At 40.6% G+C, this 17,920-nt stretch carries 12 protein-coding genes; 1 reads left to right on the top strand and 11 read right to left on the bottom strand.

The window, feature by feature from the left end; translation table 11 throughout:
- Positions 1-241: 241 nt before the first annotated feature.
- From fba to BG00_RS06895, 8 genes are all read right to left on the bottom strand, one after another.
- Positions 242-1,306 (bottom strand): class II fructose-bisphosphate aldolase, encoded by a 1,065-nt coding sequence (gene fba, locus BG00_RS06930; protein ID WP_008111197.1) that lies wholly within the window; start codon positions 1,304-1,306, stop codon positions 242-244.
- 211 nt (positions 1,307-1,517) lie between these two features.
- Positions 1,518-2,693 carry a phosphoglycerate kinase gene (locus BG00_RS06925; protein WP_036981452.1) on the bottom strand — a complete coding sequence of 392 codons (1,176 nt, stop codon included), beginning with the start codon at positions 2,691-2,693 and terminating at the stop codon, positions 1,518-1,520.
- Positions 2,694-3,009: 316 nt separating this feature from the next.
- Positions 3,010-4,023 (bottom strand): erythrose-4-phosphate dehydrogenase, encoded by a 1,014-nt coding sequence (gene epd, locus BG00_RS06920; protein ID WP_036981451.1) that lies wholly within the window; start codon positions 4,021-4,023, stop codon positions 3,010-3,012.
- A gap of 183 nt (positions 4,024-4,206) precedes the next feature.
- Positions 4,207-4,953 (bottom strand): SIMPL domain-containing protein, encoded by a 747-nt coding sequence (locus tag BG00_RS06915; protein WP_036981449.1) that lies wholly within the window; start codon positions 4,951-4,953, stop codon positions 4,207-4,209.
- Between the two features lie 130 nt (positions 4,954-5,083).
- Positions 5,084-5,707, bottom strand: coding sequence for a 3'-5' exonuclease (locus BG00_RS06910; RefSeq protein ID WP_036981448.1), 624 nt, complete (start codon positions 5,705-5,707; stop codon positions 5,084-5,086).
- Positions 5,708-5,712: 5 nt separating this feature from the next.
- Complete coding sequence (locus BG00_RS06905; protein WP_036981446.1) at positions 5,713-7,551, bottom strand: DUF294 nucleotidyltransferase-like domain-containing protein; 1,839 nt, start codon at positions 7,549-7,551, stop codon at positions 5,713-5,715.
- A 140-nt stretch (positions 7,552-7,691) separates the two neighbouring features.
- A complete protein-coding gene (locus tag BG00_RS06900; protein WP_036981444.1) occupies positions 7,692-9,416 on the bottom strand; it encodes a sodium:solute symporter family protein in 1,725 nt (574 codons plus the stop codon).
- Between the two features lie 10 nt (positions 9,417-9,426).
- Positions 9,427-9,690 (bottom strand): DUF4212 domain-containing protein, encoded by a 264-nt coding sequence (locus BG00_RS06895; RefSeq protein WP_008464847.1) that lies wholly within the window; start codon positions 9,688-9,690, stop codon positions 9,427-9,429.
- A gap of 461 nt (positions 9,691-10,151) precedes the next feature.
- On the opposite strand from BG00_RS06895, the gene BG00_RS06890 reads away from it, so the two are divergent.
- Complete coding sequence (locus BG00_RS06890) at positions 10,152-13,592, top strand: PAS domain-containing hybrid sensor histidine kinase/response regulator (RefSeq protein WP_036981442.1); 3,441 nt, start codon at positions 10,152-10,154, stop codon at positions 13,590-13,592.
- 49 nt (positions 13,593-13,641) lie between these two features.
- Here BG00_RS06890 and BG00_RS06885 read toward each other — a convergent pair whose 3' ends face one another.
- The 3 genes from BG00_RS06885 to BG00_RS06875 form a co-directional block, all read right to left on the bottom strand.
- Positions 13,642-16,248: a DUF2339 domain-containing protein gene (locus BG00_RS06885; protein ID WP_036981441.1), complete on the bottom strand. Its 2,607-nt coding sequence runs from the start codon at positions 16,246-16,248 to the stop codon at positions 13,642-13,644.
- Between the two features lie 75 nt (positions 16,249-16,323).
- Complete coding sequence (locus BG00_RS06880) at positions 16,324-17,223, bottom strand: GGDEF domain-containing protein (protein WP_036981440.1); 900 nt, start codon at positions 17,221-17,223, stop codon at positions 16,324-16,326.
- Positions 17,224-17,289: 66 nt separating this feature from the next.
- On the bottom strand, positions 17,290-17,874 hold the full coding sequence (locus BG00_RS06875) for a YqaA family protein (protein ID WP_036981439.1): 585 nt from the start codon (positions 17,872-17,874) through the stop codon (positions 17,290-17,292).
- Positions 17,875-17,920 lie beyond the last annotated feature (46 nt).

The following is a 17,920-nucleotide window of genomic DNA, read 5'->3' as shown; positions in this document are numbered from 1 at the left end:
CCAATGATTTACTGTGTGATTTTTATCCATTTATTATGATATTCGACACTTAAAAGTACAAAATGCGTCACTTTAAGCCCTTCACTTAGTAAAGTAATGATCCCAGATATGACAAGTTAGTAATCGAGTGATCCCAAATTAATAACTAGGTAAAATACTGATCCCCCACAGATCAAAAAAGCCAGTGCGTAAGCAACTGGCTTTTTATAATGAGTGCGAGAGTATCGCCGTTATTGGCTCATTATTTTATTTTTGGATTTAACTCACCGCTTAAGTATTTAAGGTGCATTTCATCCAATGAAATTGGCTTAATTTTACTTGCTTGACCCGCAGTACCAAACGCTTCGTAACGGGCAATACAAATGTCAGTCATTGCTTGTGTTGCAGCGGCTAAGAACTTACGTGGGTCGAAGTTCGATGGGTTCATTGCCAAATGACGACGAATCGCACCGGTAGATGCTAAACGTAAGTCAGTATCAATGTTTACCTTACGCACACCGTATTTAATACCTTCAACAATTTGCTCAACTGGCACACCGTATGTTTCAGGAATTTCGCCACCGTATTGGTTAATCACTTCTAACCACTCTTGTGGTACAGAAGACGAGCCATGCATTACTAAGTGCGTGTTTGGAATACGCGCATGAATTTCTTTAATACGATCAATCGCTAAAATATCGTCGGTTGGTGGACGCGTAAATTTGTAGGCACCGTGTGATGTACCACAGGCAATAGCCAGCGCATCAACATGGGTTTTATTTACAAAATCTGCCGCTTCTTCTGGATTCGTTAGCATTTGCTCTGTGGTAAGTTTACCCTCAGCGCCAACGCCGTCTTCTTCACCCGCTTCACCGGTTTCAAGTGAACCTAATACACCTAGCTCACCCTCAACTGAAACACCACATGCGTGTGCCATTTCAACTGTTTTACGTGTTACATCAACGTTGTAATCGTAGCTTGACGGAGTTTTGCCATCGCTCATTAACGAGCCATCCATCATTACTGATGAAAAACCTAACTGAATTGAACGCTGACATACACCCGGTGATGTACCGTGATCCTGATGCATAACCACGGGGATATGTGGCCATTCTTCAACTGCCGCTAAAATCATATGACGAATAAAAGGTGCACCGGCATACGCACGTGCGCCCGCAGAACCTTGCACAATAACAGGGCTGTTTGTTTTATCAGCCGCTTCCATAATTGCGCGCATTTGCTCTTGGTTATTTACATTAAACGCGGGTACACCGTAACCATGCTCAGCGGCATGATCCAGAAGTTGTCGCATACTGATTAAAGCCATTGGGTATTCTCCAATTTATCGATAGTCATTTAACTATCTAGTTTGAACGGATTTGTTAGTTTGGTGCAATAACTGCACCTCGAACCTTAAAGCTCAATGCCTAAAATTCGAATTAAATAACTAATAAATAAAAGTGAGAGGTATTTATCAGTTAAGTGTAGCAGATGCGGACACTCCACATCTGCCTAACGGCTAGCTAATACTTTACGTATTACTTAGCACGTGATTCTAGCATCGCTACTGCAGGCAGTTTTTTACCTTCTAAAAACTCTAAGAAAGCACCACCACCGGTAGAAATATACGAAACTTTGTCACTAATGCCGTACTTGTCAATTGCTGCTAAAGTGTCACCACCACCTGCAATTGAAAACGCTTTTGAATCAGCAATCGCTTGGGCAATGGCACGTGTACCATTACCGAACTGATCAAATTCAAAAACACCCACTGGGCCATTCCATACAACGGTGCCCGCATTAGCAATAATTTTTGCAAGTTTGTTTGCTGTATCAGGACCAATATCAAAAATCATATCGTCGCTGGTAACTTCGCTTACATCTTTAAGTGTTGCTACAGCTGATTCTGAGAATTCATTACCTACAACAACATCTGTCGGTACCGGAATTTCACCCTTGTTAGCTTTTGCTGCTGCACATAAGCGATTAGCTTCGTCCATTAAGTCAGCCTCAAAAAGGGACTTACCTACAGGGTAACCTGCAGCTGCAATAAAGGTATTAGCAATACCGCCACCCGTAACAAGCTGGTCAACAATTTTAGACAATGAATCAAGTACGGTTAACTTAGTTGACACTTTAGAGCCACCCACAATCGCCACTAATGGGCGTGCTGGGTTATCAAGCGCTTTGCCTAGCGCTTCAAGTTCAGCCGATAATAATGGACCGGCACACGCTACATCAGCAAATAAACCTACACCATGCGTTGATGCTTGTGCCCGATGCGCAGTACCAAAGGCATCCATTACGTACACGTCACATAATGCAGCGAGTTGCTTTGATAAAGTTTCGTCGTCTTTTTTCTCGCCTTTATTAAAACGCACGTTTTCAAAAACAACGACTTCGTTATCTGCAACATCAACGCCGTTTAAATAATCTTTTTCTAGGCGAACTGTTTGCTCAAGTGCATCATTTAAGTAATCGACAACCGGAGCCAATGAAAACTCTTCTTCGTATTGCCCTTCCGTAGGACGGCCAAGGTGTGACATAACCATCACTTTCGCGCCTTTCTCTAACGCTAGTTTGATAGTAGGTAACGCAGCACGAATACGTGCATCTGACGTCACTTTTCCTGCTTTAACGGGTACATTTAAATCTTCACGAATTAATACGCGTTTGCCGTTTAAATCTAAATCTGCCATTTTAATGACCGACATGAACATCTCCTTAGTTAACGATACTAAACCTAGGGTCTGTTGACCTTTCAAGGTTGAATTTGCAGCTGCCTGTTTGGTATTTAGGCAAGGCAGAGCCTATGTGGTGTGGTTATTCCCCATAAATAGGCGATAACGCAGCATCAATGCCAAACAGGCGCTGCCCAAAGGGTTCTACCTAGGGGCAATTAACTCTTTGTTGCTCGGCTTTTACTTAGCCCACTAGGTTACAAACCTCGCGCCGCGATTAAATTGCCCTTAGTTTGAACAAATATTAATCCGCAAAGGTCAACAGACCCTTACAAATACGTTTAAAATATTACTTAAATGCCATCATAGCACGCGCGGTATCGAGCATGCGATTCGCAAATCCCCACTCGTTATCACACCAAACTAATAACTTTATCAGTCGTTTATGACTAACACGTGTCTGTGTGCCATCTATGATACAAGAATGTGGGTCATGATTAAAATCAACCGATACCAATGGCTCTTCGGTGTAACTTAAAATACCTTCAAGGCGGTCTTTAGCTTGTGCTTTAAGGGCATTATTAACCGCACTTAAATCTACATCTGCATTAACCGTGACACTTAAATCCATCGCCGTCACATTAATGGTCGGTACACGGACCGCAATGGCCTCAAAGCGACCTTTAAATTTGGGTAAAATACGATCTATACCACGAGCTAATTTTGTATCTACAGGAATAATAGACTGGCTGGCGGCACGCGTACGGCGTAAATCATGATGATACGCATCAATTACTTGCTGATCGTTCATTGACGCATGAATAGTCGTAATAGCACCTGATTCAATGCCAAAGGCATCATCGAGTACTTTAATAACAGGAACAACGCAGTTGGTGGTACACGAGCCATTAGAGACAATAGTATGCTCGCTTTTAAGCTCATCGTCATTAATACCGTAAACAATAGTGGCATCAACATCATTATCCGCAGGATGTGAAAACAACACTTTTTTAGCGCCTGCGGCAATATGTAACTGTGCGTGCTCACGTGAGTGGTAAACCCCCGTACATTCAAGCACCACGTCAACATCTAACGTTTGCCACGGTAATTCAACTGGATTTTGTTCACAAAATAACGCAATAGTGTCATCAGCTACGCTAATGGTGTCTTCACCTAGTTTAACTGGAAAAGCAAAACGACCATGAGAGGTGTCGTATTTTAATAAATGGGCAATAGCTTCAGGGTCGGCTAATTCGTTAATTGCAACAATTTTGATCTCGTCGCTTAAGCCTGATTCGTATAGTGCACGGACAATATTTCGACCAATACGACCAAAACCATTAATTGCAAGTTTGATTGCCATGAAATATAAAATCCACTCTAGTTACGTACAGAGAAAGGCAGCGTCGCCTTTTAGATGGCGGTATTGTAATCGACCTTGCTTGTGATTATAAGAGCCAAGCATTAGAAACTTTAAATTAACGTCATAATCAACACACACTGCACTTTTACTTTTAGTCCTGCTAGTGGGTATTTGCACTGTTTGCTATTTTAGTTTTAAATCAAACACCACCTTTATTGATGCTTTAACGCTTATTGTTGCGCCTAAATATTGCTGCTGCATAAATGGATTCTCGTTATTACTAGCAACCACGCTATTTCTATTGCTAGATAAAATAATGTGCTTAACACCGCCCTCGTCATAATCGTAATCTGAGCTGCCGGAATTTGCACTGATACTGTAAACGTTGCCAAGTTCAGCGCCAAAAGCTTGAGCGAGCTTATTTCCCTTCGCTTTTGCGTTATCGATTGCTAATTGTGTTGCTTCTGCCTTTAACTGATTAACTTTAGTGGATAAACCATTAATTTTTTCGATATTGTCTATTTTTAAGCTTTGAGCAAAATTAATAAATTCATCGACTTTTTTAATATCTTTTAATGTGACTTTAACTGTTTTCAGAGCTAAATACTTATCGCCTGAAACAGTCCCAGATTCTGTACCAATCATAGTGTATACCTTGCTTTTTAAACCCGATATATAAACATCGTTTTGGTCAAAACCGTATTTGTCTGATTGTTCAAGTAGCAAGCTAATCCGGTCATCAAGCTCACGTTTAGCCTCAAGGAATGTATCTTCAGTGCTTTTTACTTCAAATATAATTTGAGCCATATCAGGCTCAACAAATACCTCAGCTGACCCCTGCACTGCAATGTGACGATTAGCTGGCACGCTTGAATGAGCAAAAGTAATAAGAGGGAATAAGGTAATAAAAATAGCGATGATAAGTTTCATATTCGTTCCTTGAATTCATAATAAATCACACGTTCCCATAGTTATACAAATAAAAACAAAAGTAAACTGCCTCAGTAATCTAGTATTTATGTATTCTTTATAGGTTGGGTTTCGCTTCGCTCTGCCCAACCTACGTCAACTCGCCTACTTTGAGCTCCTTACCCGCGCTTATCTGATGGCATTGGGCTAATAACAACTCAGCAGTAGCTTGTGCATCGGTAAGGGCGTGATGACAATGATAGCTTGGTAAGCCGTAGCGTTTACGACATTCATTAAGAGTTAAATCGTCTAATTTTATATCTGAGCTATGTTTTAGCAGACGCTTTTTTTCTATTTGTAAGGTGTCGATAATCAACTTGGGGCGCTGGGTGATCCCTGCATTTTTTAGTGCTAACTTTAAAAAACCCCAATCGAGCATGGCATTATGAAATACTAAAATACAGTCACTAAAGTGAGCGCTTAAAGACGTTAAAATGCTTTGTAGACTTTGCCCTTGTGCCACCGAGTCAGTACTAATGCCATGAAAAACGGGGCTCTGCTCTAAACTTTTCACCTCTTTATTAACCAAATGCTGCGACTGACTGTTTTTGATACATTCGTTATCAATCAGTACCCAAGCAACCGAGACAATTTCATGTTGTTTAGGAGCAAGCCCTGTTAATTCCAAATCAATTACTAAATAACGTTGCTTTAAAGCACTTTGCACGAGCAAATGACGGCGCTTTAAATAACGAGTAATAAGCTGCTTAACCATTGTTGTTACAAACTCCCACGCGAAAATTTAAACGCCGCGCCTTGCTGCGCTTGTTTTACTAGGTAAAACGCTTCTTTAAGCTGATGACGCTCTAACGAATTGAGCTTATCTGGGTTTATACAATTGCTGGGTAACCCCTCTTCGTTTATTTGTGTGCGCAGCCGAAGCTGAGTTAAAAATCGCCAACAATCTTTTAAATTATAAATATCTTCTTTGCTTAACAATGAATACTTTAATAAGGCGTCTAATCGCTCTTGGGTGTTAGCACGACGGATGCCTACTTTTAATGCATACAACCTTGCCAGATCGTTAATGATCACCACCCCGCGCTTTTTAAGATCGATGTACTTGTGGTGTTGCTCTGTTTTTTCGGTTTTAAAGTTATTGAATAAACCAATCGGCGCGCTGTTGGTATTCACATCGCTGGCCATTGCCGCATAAAAAAGATCGTTGCGAGAAATATGAGTTAACTCTTCACAAAACTGGCTATAAAGCGTGGTTGATCCTTCAATAAAACGCAGATCAAAAAATATTTTACAGTTGAGCATTGCCTGGGGTGTGGGGCTGGTGATCCACTTTAAAAACTTCGCCCGCCAATCACTGACACTCATTCGACACGCATCACTGCTGGCCATAATGTTACCAGGGCAACGACGAATACCGCATTCAACTAAGTTTTCACATACAAATTCACCCATTTGTTTAAAGTACGCGTGCTGCTCATCGTTTAGACCATCGGGTAATAACAAGCCATTATCTTGATCAGAATGCAGTGTTTGCTCTTCGCGCGCTTGAGAGCCAAAACAAATAAAGCTAAAGCTCGTAGGTGCAACACCATATTGTTGTTGAAATAAAAATATTAGCCGCGAGGTTAGCGCATCAGTTAAACCGCTGAGTAGTTTTCCAATCAGTGAAATATCATCAATATTATTAGAAAACCCCTTTAATAACTCAGGAATTTCTTTAGCGTAACGCTTTAAATCAGCGACATTATGCGCTTTATAAATACGGCCAATGAGCTGGACAGGGTCGCTTTTTTGTTGGCGTAGTAAGTCTGTACTAGTGATCATACCTAGCGGTTTATGATTTTCATCAAGCACAGGTAAATGATGAATATTATGCTTAAGCATTAAGTGTAGCGCTGAAAATACACGATTATTTTCAAATATAAACTTAGGCTTATTGGTCATAATACTATTGATAGCTTGCGCGGGGTCCACCTCATCAGCAAGCACTCGATTACGTAAATCACGGTCAGTAACCACCCCAACAAGGTGCGAGTTTTCGGTGATCATTATTGAAGAAACCCCATGCTCTTGCATTTTTTTAGCACTATGACGGATGCTGGCATCGGGGGGCAGCGTTATCGCTTTGCGAGTCATAATCTCTGATATTTTACGCTCAGACCAGCTGTCGTTGTTGCTCTTATAATGCGATGACAGTAATCGATTTGCATGTGCACGGACAAAATATTGCTCAAAGGCTTTATATTCTCGGCGTAAATAATCAAAATGCGTTTGGTCGAGCATATACACTATGCCCTCTTTTTGTACTTCTAAGCTATTTTGTATTGCATCTCCCGTTAATAAAGAGGGGTAACCAAAGTAATCACCTTGAGTTAAACGCGTTACCGTATCGCCTTTGGCATCGACTAAATCGTATAACCCAGAGCGGATTAAAAATAACTTAGGCTGTTCACTGTTAAGCCATTGCGTTTGGTTTTCTCGGGTCAAATAAATACTATCCAGATGGTTTACAAAATAACTGCAGGCGCTGTCTTGTAACATTGAAAATGGCGCTTGCTTGTTAATAAACTGCGCGACTTCCTGTTGCTCATTACTCATAAATCATCCTCAATAAAAAAGCGACTTAACCTGAAATATGGTTATTTAATATAGCGATTATTTAATGTAGTCATTATTTAAACAAATAAAAAGCCCGACTTAAGTCGGGCTTTGATGCGTTATATCATTAGCTATATGGATTAGTGAGCATGCGCTTCACTAGACCCTTTAGGATTACGAATGCCTTCAACCATTTCTTGGATTTCAATTGGTGTTGGTTGAGTCATTTTCATTACAACTGCCGCTACTGCAAAGTTAATGATCATACCTACTAAACCAATCCCTTCAGGTGAAATACCTAAGAACCAATTTTCTGGGCTATTAAGCTCAGGGCTCACAAACTTGAAGTAGATGATGTATGCAGCAGTAAAGGTGATACCCGTTACCATGCCTGCAATTGCACCATGTTTATTCATTGATTTAGAGAAAATACCCATAATAATTGCAGGGAAGAAGCTCGCTGCCGCTAAGCCGAAGGCAAAGGCAACAACCGAGGCCACAAATCCTGGCGGATTAATCCCAAAGTAGGCGGATATTACAATAGCAATCATCGCTGCTAACCTCGCTGCAAGTAATTCTTGCTTGTCGGTTATATCCGGTTTGAGTGTCCGTTTTAGCAAATCGTGCGATACTGAGGTTGAAATAACCAATAGTAAGCCCGCTGTAGTCGATAGTGCCGCGGCAATACCACCAGCAGCAACGAGTGCAATAACCCATGCTGGTAAGTCGGCAATTTCAGGGTTCGCTAGTACCATAATATCGCGGTCAACGTTTACTTCGTTCGCGCTATTAGGGTCAGTGATTTTACCTGATGTGTAAAACATTTTGCCGTCACCATTTTTATCATTAAAGGTAATTAGGCCTGTACGTTCCCAGTTTTTAATCCAAGCTGGTGCATCTGCATACGCTGTGCCGCTACCGTCTTTACCATTAATGGTGTCAATCATGTTTACACGGGCAAACGAAGCTACTGCGGGTGCTGTTGTGTAAACAATAGCAATAAATACCAGTGTCCACGCCGCTGAAATACGTGTGTCCTTTACGCGAGGTACAGTGAAAAAGCGAACAATTACATGTGGTAAACCAGCAGTACCGACCATAAGAGCACCTGTGATTGCAAATACATCAATCATGCTCTTCGAGCCTTCAGTGTATTGACCAAAGCCCAACTCAGCACTTAAACCATCTAATTTATCCAATACATACATGCCTGAACCATCACTTAGCGTGGCACCAAACCCTGTTTGTGGGAAAAAGTGACCGGTTGCCATCATCGAGATGAAAATAGCCGGTACCAAATAAGCAAATACCAGTACACAGTACTGCGCAACTTGCGTGTAAGTAATGCCTTTCATGCCACCAAGTACAGCATAAAAGAAAACAATAATCATGCCGATGTAAACGCCGGTTTCAATTTCAACTTCTAAGAAACGAGAGAACACCACACCCACACCACGCATTTGACCCGCAATGTAAGTAAAACAAATAAAGATGGCACATAAAATAGCCACTAAACGCGCAGTACGTGAGTAGTAACGATCCCCGATAAAGTCTGGTACAGTAAACTTGCCGAATTTACGTAAGTAAGGCGCTAAACACATGGCCAGTAGTACATAACCACCCGTCCACCCCATTAAGTAAACACTACCGTCATAGCCAGCAAACGAAATAATACCTGCCATTGAAATAAATGACGCAGCACTCATCCAATCCGCAGCAGTTGCCATACCATTGGCTAGTGGAGGTACACCACCACCGGCAACATAGAATTCATTTGTTGACCCTGCACGAGCCCAGATTGCAATGCCGATATAAAGCGCAAAGCTTAAACCGACGATTATAAAAGTGAGTATTTGAACATCCATTGCTGAGCACCTATTCGTCTACGCCATATTTTTTATCTAACGTATTCATTTTGAAAACGTACACAAAAATCAAAGCTACAAAGGTATAAATCGCGCCTTGCTGGGCGAACCAGAAGCCAAGTTTAAACCCAAAAAAACGTACTTCATTTAGTACATCTACAAGTAATATGCCAAAGCCAAAAGAGACCACAAACCATACCGCTAATAACTTAAACAGTAATGAAATGTTTTCTGCCCAATAAGCTTTTGCTTGTTCTTCATTTTTAAAAGCCATTTTTATTTTCCCCTTTAAACATCGCAAGATTACGATGGGTGGTTTTTTATATTCGTTAATCAATTTAGCAACGCTACTCAAATATTGAATTGCGACAATGGTCGTAACAATGTGTTAACGTTTTTGTAAACTGTAGGCGTTTAATTAGTAAACAATAAGTGAACTACTTTAATTTCAGTAAGTTAATTAATTTTTTTGCGAGATGTTTACGCCAATTTTTGAGTAAAGCGTGGGAATAAGACATTAGTCTAACCAAACAACCAATTTAAAATAAAACTTTAAAAATCAAATGGTTATTTTATTTATAGATAATATAAATAAAATATATACCCCTAACTTAATCCACAGCCAGGTATTGTAAATAACCAAACGGCCTCAAATGCCAACTGACGCTCGCATCTTGAAATAGTTTGGGTATAGTTATGGCAAATTATAAAAATATTCTACAAGGTTAAATAAACATGACGGCTGTACTACTCATTGTTGCCTTTGGTTACATAGGCGTGCTGTTTTGGCTGGCTAATTGGGGGGATAAAACCACGCCACTTGCCAAGCGTATTAGTCATCACCCGTTTGTGTATTCATTTGCACTAGGTATTTATTGCACTTCATGGACTTACTACGGCTCAGTAGGCACAGCAGCGACCAGTAGCTGGAGTTTTTTACCTATATTGTTAGGCCCCGCTTTATTGTTTTTTTTCGGTCAAGGCTTTTTACGTAAACTGGTACTGGTGAGTAAAAAACAAAATATCACCACTATTGCCGACTTTATTTCAGCCCGCTATGGTAAGCGTCAAACCACCGCCATTATGGTGACAATAATCGCCTTATTGGCCACCATTCCGTACATTGCATTGCAATTAAAAGCACTCAGCTCTAGCTTTTTACTCCTACAAAACAGCAATCAGATATCAGGGGATATTTTGGCGCTATCGGCCACGTTAATGATGGCGTTATTTGCTATATTTTTTGGTACGCGCAAAGTTGATGTAACCGAATACCGTTCAGGTTTAATGCTCGCTGTAGCGTTTGAATCTTTAGTTAAACTGTTTGCCTTAGCCGCCGTTGCTGGGCTTGCGATATACAGCTTATTTAATTTACCTACAGAGAGCTCTAGCCAAGTCGCCGAGTCTATTTGGATGTATTGGACACACTTTGACTTTTTTAGTTTTAATTTTATCGGCCAGTCACTTATGGCAGCAGCGGCTATTATTTGTTTGCCACGCCAATTTCATGTAACCGTGGTCGATAACCAAGATAAGCGCCATTTATTCACTGCGCGTTGGGCCTTTCCGCTGTATTTGCTATTAACAGCAGCAATGATTTTACCTATTGCCACCGCTGCGATTCACCCCGAAATAGGCCGCAGCTTATCACCAGACAGCTTTGTACTGGCACTGCCTATGTTGCACGATAATGCTTTTTTAACTACGTTTGTGTTTATTGGAGGGCTTTCAGCAGCTACAGCCATGATTGTTGTAGCCACATTAACGTTAAGTACCATGATCTCAAATGATGTGGTACTGCCGTTAATGTTACGTCGTAAATTTAAACGTAACTTAATTACCAGCAGCTATAAGTCTCGTATTTTACTGGTGCGTCGATTTACCATTGCTGGGGTGCTTATTTTAGCTTACTTCTATCAGCAATGGTTTGGTAATGGCAGTGCACTGGCTAGTATGGGATTGGTTGCTTTTTCATTGGTATCGCAACTATTGCCTGCCATTGTAGGTGGCTTATATTGGCGAAAAGGCCATGCCTATGGTGTCTATGCCGGGCTACTCGCTGGGGTTATTTGTTGGGTATTGTTTTTAATGTTGCCTATTTTAGATGCCCCCAACCCACTAGACAGTGAGTTACAACAAACCCTAATTACACGCGGTACACTTATCGCGTTGTTCGCCAATATTGGCTGTTACATTAGTTTTTCGCTAGGGGCTGAAGAGCGCTTAATCGATAAAATTCAAGCGGCTGCTTTTGTTAATCCAAAAGATCAGGCTATTTTATCGCGCCGATTAAATAAAAATGTAAAAGCCACGGTATACGACTTCAAAATACTGCTACAGACCTTTTTAGGCATTCAACGTAGCCAGCAAGTATTATCACACTATGCGCTTCATCACGACTTAAACGACAACAATGCTCACCCTCGCGCTGACTTTATTGCTTACTGCGAACGTGCACTTACTGGGGTATTAGGTGCCTCGTCGGCGCAAGCGCTTATTCATACCGTATCGTCGGGCAAACGCATGGCGTTTGAAGAGGTGGTAAACTTTTTTGATGAAACCACACAAGCACTGCAGTTTAATCAAAACTTGCTGTTTACCTCGTTAGAGAACTTAAGCCATGGCCTATCCGTTGTAGATAAAGACCTTAACCTCGTGGCTTGGAATAAGCGCTACAGTGAAATGTTTAACTACCCCGAGGGCTTTTTACAAGTTGGCCAACCTATTGAGGAAATAATCCGGTATAACGCAGAGCGCGGTGAATGTGGCCCAGGTGAAATTGACCGTCATGTTGATAAGCGAGTTCAGCATTTAAAAAATGGTAGTTCACATCACTTTATTCGCCACCGTCGAAACGGCCAAGTGTATGAAATGATCGGTAACCCACTTCCTGATGGCGGATTTGTAACCAGCTTTTCTGATATTACTACTCACATTAATACTCAAAATGCGCTAGAAGAAATTAATATGGACTTAGAAAACCGTATTGAAGCGCGCACCCAAGAAGTACAAATGATTAATAGTAATCTACAAGCTCAAATAGATAGCCGCGTACAAACAGAGCAAGCACTTACTTTAGCCAAGCGCGAGGCAGAACAAGCTAATGATAGTAAAACTCGCTTTTTAGCATTGGCCAGTCACGATATTTTACAGCCATTAAATGCTGCACGTTTATACCTTGCCGCGATTGATGAAACACAACTAGACACCACGAATAAAAATAATTTTAATAAGCTTGGCGACAGTTTAGATTCAACTGTGCATTTAATGTCGGCCTTACTCGAAATTGCAAAATTAGAACAAGGCGCAATGACCCCAAGCCCACGTCACTTTTGTATTGACGATATTTTAGACCCTCTCAAAAGTGAATATGCCATTTTATCAAGCGATAAAGGACTGTCATTTACAGTGCGCTCAAATAAGCAAATAGTGCATAGTGACATTACCTACTTGCGCCGAATACTACAAAACTTGCTGTCTAATGCGATTAAATACACCGAAAATGGCCAAGTGCTAATTGCCTGCAGAAATCGTAAACACAGTTTACGCATAGAAGTATGGGATACAGGCCCAGGCATTAGCGATATTGAACAGGCAAAAATATTTAACGACTTTTACCGAATTGAAGCGGGCGACAATAAAGGCGTAGGCCTTGGTCTAGGGGTAGTTAAACGTATGGCTGATTTACTGAGCCTGCCGATTGATGTGGTTTCTTTACCTAATAAAGGCAGTCGATTTAGTATAGAAGTGCCTTATGGTGATGCGCAATTAGTACAACAAAAACAAACAAATCAAAATATCGTAGACAACCGCGCTGCGATTAATATTATTGCCGTTGACGACGATCCTGAAAACTTAGCCGCGATGGCCAGCTTATTGAAAAAATGGCGGGCAAATTACACCTTATTCGACAAAGTTGATGCTGTGTTAGCGTATGCTAAAGCGCATGCAGCGCCCGATGTTATTTTAATGGATTATCAATTAGGTAATGATTGGGATGGCATTACTTTAATTAAAACACTGCGAGAGACTTGGCAAAGCGACATTCCGGCAATTTTAATTACCGCGGTGCGTGACACCGAGCTAAAACAAACAACCAAAGCTGAAAATATTCATTACCTAAGCAAACCAGTAAAACCAGGTAAACTTAAGGCCCTGCTTAATCATAGTACTTAACCACCAATAAACGCTTAAGCCCAGTAAAATACTGGGCTTAAAGCTATGCTTAATTGCTATAATTACGCTTTCTTAGTTTTTGGAACAACCAACTAAGCCCGACTAACGAAAGCCCTAAGCCAATAAACGATAATGCCTTTAAAAGCCCAGTTAAATTAGCCATATCAATTAAAAATACTTTAACAATTACTGCACCAAGAACCCCCAAACCAACATTTTGTAATAATCGCAGCTGTTTTAAATGTCCAGCGATCACCACCAATGCGCCAAGTAATAACCAAATAACCGAATAGCTATATAGCTCGGCGTCACTGGTTGCCTTATCAAGGTAAATAAAGCCGCCTTGCCAATATTGGCGGATCAAGGTGTTGATAGCTAACAGGGCTAATAAACCAGACACACCGAGTGTAATTTGACTCAATTTAGCATTTAACGATTTAACTAAACTCGCTAACCATAACGCCAGCAGGCTCGGGACGAACCAGATTAAAAGCACCCAGTTAAATATTGGCGTTTCACCAACATAAAGACGCATTAATAACGGATTATCATCCAACGTTGTATTGATTAATAATAAGCCAGCTAACGCTGATAAAATCAAACCTGCAGTGCGGTATAACTTACCCAGCTGCCCTGCACTTTGCGCGCGATATAAATAAACGCAGCCTAAAGCAAGCAAGTTACAGCTGAGCAAAACTTGCTCATAAAAACTTAAAGAAAAAAGCTGTGGGTAGTGCCCTACCAGTTGATAACTGGTTTCGGTTGTCACAAATAACGCTAAACAATGCAGTGCTGCCCCCTCTAACCATATTTTTAGTTTTGAAGTATTAAAACATTTAGCCGCTGCAAAAAATAACCCAATACACAGCGGGTAAACAACTAAGCTCCAATGCAAATCAAAGATAGTTAGATCATCATAACTAGGCGTCCACGGCGATAAGGTAAGGCGTAAAAGTAATGCCGCTACAAGGGCTTTTATTGGCCAGTGTGGCATAGCCACACTGTATTTTTTTATTAATAAGCTCAGCAGTAATACTTGAATAGCCAGTGCAATAGTAAGGCCGCTATCGCTGAGTAACATAGTAATTGCTAAAGTGATATTGGCGTTTGCTCCCACCCAATAACTAAAACGCTGCCATAAGGTTGTATTATTTTGCGTAAATTTAATTAACACCGCACTCATTAAAAATAACAATACCGCCCAAAGTGGATAAGCGGTTGCTAAAGCCGTATTTGGGATCATCGCATACAAAGTGCCAACTAATGCAAACACGCTTAATGAAGCAAGCAAATGAAAAGCTAATCGTTTTGGGTATTTATTACCAAAATAGAGTCCATAGCCACTTAACCCCAGAGCAAGTAATAAGCCTAGCCCGTATTCGTTTTTAAAAATAAATAACGCATCATCAAAGGTATAAGTTTGTTTAGCACTGATCACTAATAACAGCGCAATCATTAAAGAGACTCCTTGCCATGCATCCCAACGACTATTTTTTAGCACTAAAAATAGAAGTAAAGCGATGCTTAACAATGCCACTACTTGCCACTGTAAATTAAACACACTCAACAACATGGCAATCATTAAAGGCGCCATAAAGGCCAGTAATAACCCGTGATCTGGAAATAAATTCACTAATCGTGTAAAGCTGTGCGGGCGTGCTTCAAGGGTGTTAAAGCCCAAGCCTAAGCGTGCAATAGCGATTAACCCTAAAATACTTAATAACGCAAAAGCGCCTATTAACCACACTGTGTCGTAGTTAAATAAAGTGAGTCCAACCAAGTACCAACCAATATGCCCTGCCCATAATAAATACCACAGCCAAACGCGCTTTACTTTATGTGCCACTACTGTCGCAGCAACACTCACAAGGGCAACATAAATAAGCAAAGAAAATAACTGCCCGCTGCCCGTATTCACCCAAACAGGGACACTATATGCGCCTATAATGCCAATTACAGCAAGTAAAGGACCTAACTTAATCGCCATTGCACTGGCGCACAAAGCAATCACTGCTAAGCCAATAAATGCCCACTCAGCACTTAGCATGCTAAAGCTGTTATAGGCCAAAAACATTAAGGCAAAGCAAGTCATAAAGCCGCCACTAGCCAGGGCTGCAGGAATGTAATTATTAAAGCCTTCAAAAACGATACGTTTATAATGTAAATAATACGCTGCGGCGATTAAGCCAATGCCAAATAATCCACCGGCACTGAGCCTCATTGCAGGTGAAAGTAGCCCAGCCTCTAAACTGTATTTTGCTAAAAATACGCCACCTAAAGCCAAAGCAATAGCACCAATCCAGGTCATCCAATTTTGCTCAAAGCCTGCACCTAACTGCTTAAAGAGCAGTTCAATACTCGATGGTTTTTTAGTTATAGTTTTACGAGCTGATGTAGCTTTAATGCTGGTTGGCTTATAAACAGCGGCTGGAATATCTGAGCTGTGTAGAGGTTTTACATTATCTATTTGAGGATCAGCGGGAGATTTTTCATTTATTGCTGCATTTGCGTTTAACTCAAACTGAAATAGTTTTAGTTTTAATGCGGCAACCTCTTGTTTAAGGGAGTTCAATTGCACTAAGGCTACTAACCCACATATGGCCCCTGCAACAATAACAATAGATATAATAATTGCTAATCCGATTAACTCATCCATACAATTCCTTTTTATCTCGCAACAAGAGTTCCCAAAAATAGCACAAGCGAAGTCTATTTCATAAAATTACGATGTTTAAGCAAACTCAAGGCGATCACGGCCTGCTTTTTTAGCGCGGTATAATGCTTGATCAGCACGTTTCATTACATTATCAAAGGTCTGGTCGCTTGTACGATGTGCAATACCGATACTGACCGTTAAAGAACGCTGATTTTGTACTGTAATAGTGCGAGCAGTCTCTAGGATAGTCTGCGAGAAGTTAAGTACTTCATCAAGCTCATAACTAGGCAGGTAAGCGGCGAATTCCTCCCCCCCTATGCGAGCAAAAATATTTTCATCTTTAAAAAGACGATTCACTTTATCAGCAAACTGTTTAAGCACCTTATCGCCCACATCGTGGCCATAATCATCATTAATACGTTTAAAGTGGTCGAGATCTATAATTAAAACAGTGTAAGGATTATTAACAACCCCCTTCACATGCTGATAAAAGCAGCGACGGTTATACACTTTCGTTAAATCATCTATAATAAATTCTTGCGCCAAGCGGGTGTGCATTCGCTGCATAAAGTGCATGGTTTTAAATAAACCATAAGCGGTAATTAGCATACCTAATGTGCGACATAAGTCTTCTACGTAATTACTTATCCAAAAAGGCTGACGTATCACTTCATCGAGCACATCGGCAGTAGAGCCTACAATCCATAGCATTAAACCGATACTGACATATAAATACGCTTTTTTAGCTAACCGTGAACATTGCACTACAAAAAAAATAGCAAAAATCACCACTAAATTAATAAAATCAGTGGTAAAGCCATAGAGGTTTTGGGTTATGTCTAATGGGGGAAAGTACATCAACGAAAAAATTGAGAAAGCAATAATAAACGCCAGCGTCATCAAAATTAACAGCTTATTTAATCTGGTAATTTTAACAAAGCGGCTGAGCTTGAGGCTCACTTTTTCCGGATTCATCATGGGCTGTATTTAAATTTATTATTGTTACTAAAAACTATAACATAAATTATAAAACGGATTAATTTATATTAATGTGCTAATGATCCAGCCAACGGCAACTAAAATAGTTAACCCAATCATAGTTTTAGTTTTATGTTTACTGATAAGTCGCTCAGCTTGATTGCCTGCATAATATACCACTAACGCTAATCCAAAATAACGTATAGAGCGGGCAATCGCAGATGCCACTAAAAACAGTGCCAGCGAGTACTTAGTTGCGCCAGCGGCTAGCATCGCAATTTGAAACGGAATAGGCACAATACCTAGGCTTAATACAAACCAAAAACCTTGTGCCTGCATTTTTTGCTTAACGTTTTCAAACTGTTCAGGACTAGAAAAGGTATTAATGATCCAATCGCCCACTACATCAAATAAATAATAACCCAACGCATAACCAAACAACGCCCCAATAACACAGCCGATTGTGGCCATAAGGGCAATTTGCCAAAGCTTTTCCCGCCTTGCCTGCATTAAGGGCACCAGTACTGCTTCAAGTGGAATGGGCACTATGGTGGATTCTAAAAAGGAAGCAAACGTGATCCCGCTGAGCATATTTTTAGACTCAATAAACTGACGTGTTTTTTTCTTGAGCTTTTTTTGTATAGTCATAAACGTCCTGTTAACAATGAGGTAAGTGATTAAATCATCTCATAAT

This window comes from Pseudoalteromonas sp. SCSIO_11900 (genome assembly GCF_000576475.1).
GTDB lineage: Bacteria > Pseudomonadota > Gammaproteobacteria > Enterobacterales > Alteromonadaceae > Pseudoalteromonas > Pseudoalteromonas tetraodonis.
Note: the sequence above shows the minus strand (reverse complement) of the source record. Positions and strands in the feature narration are given on the sequence as shown.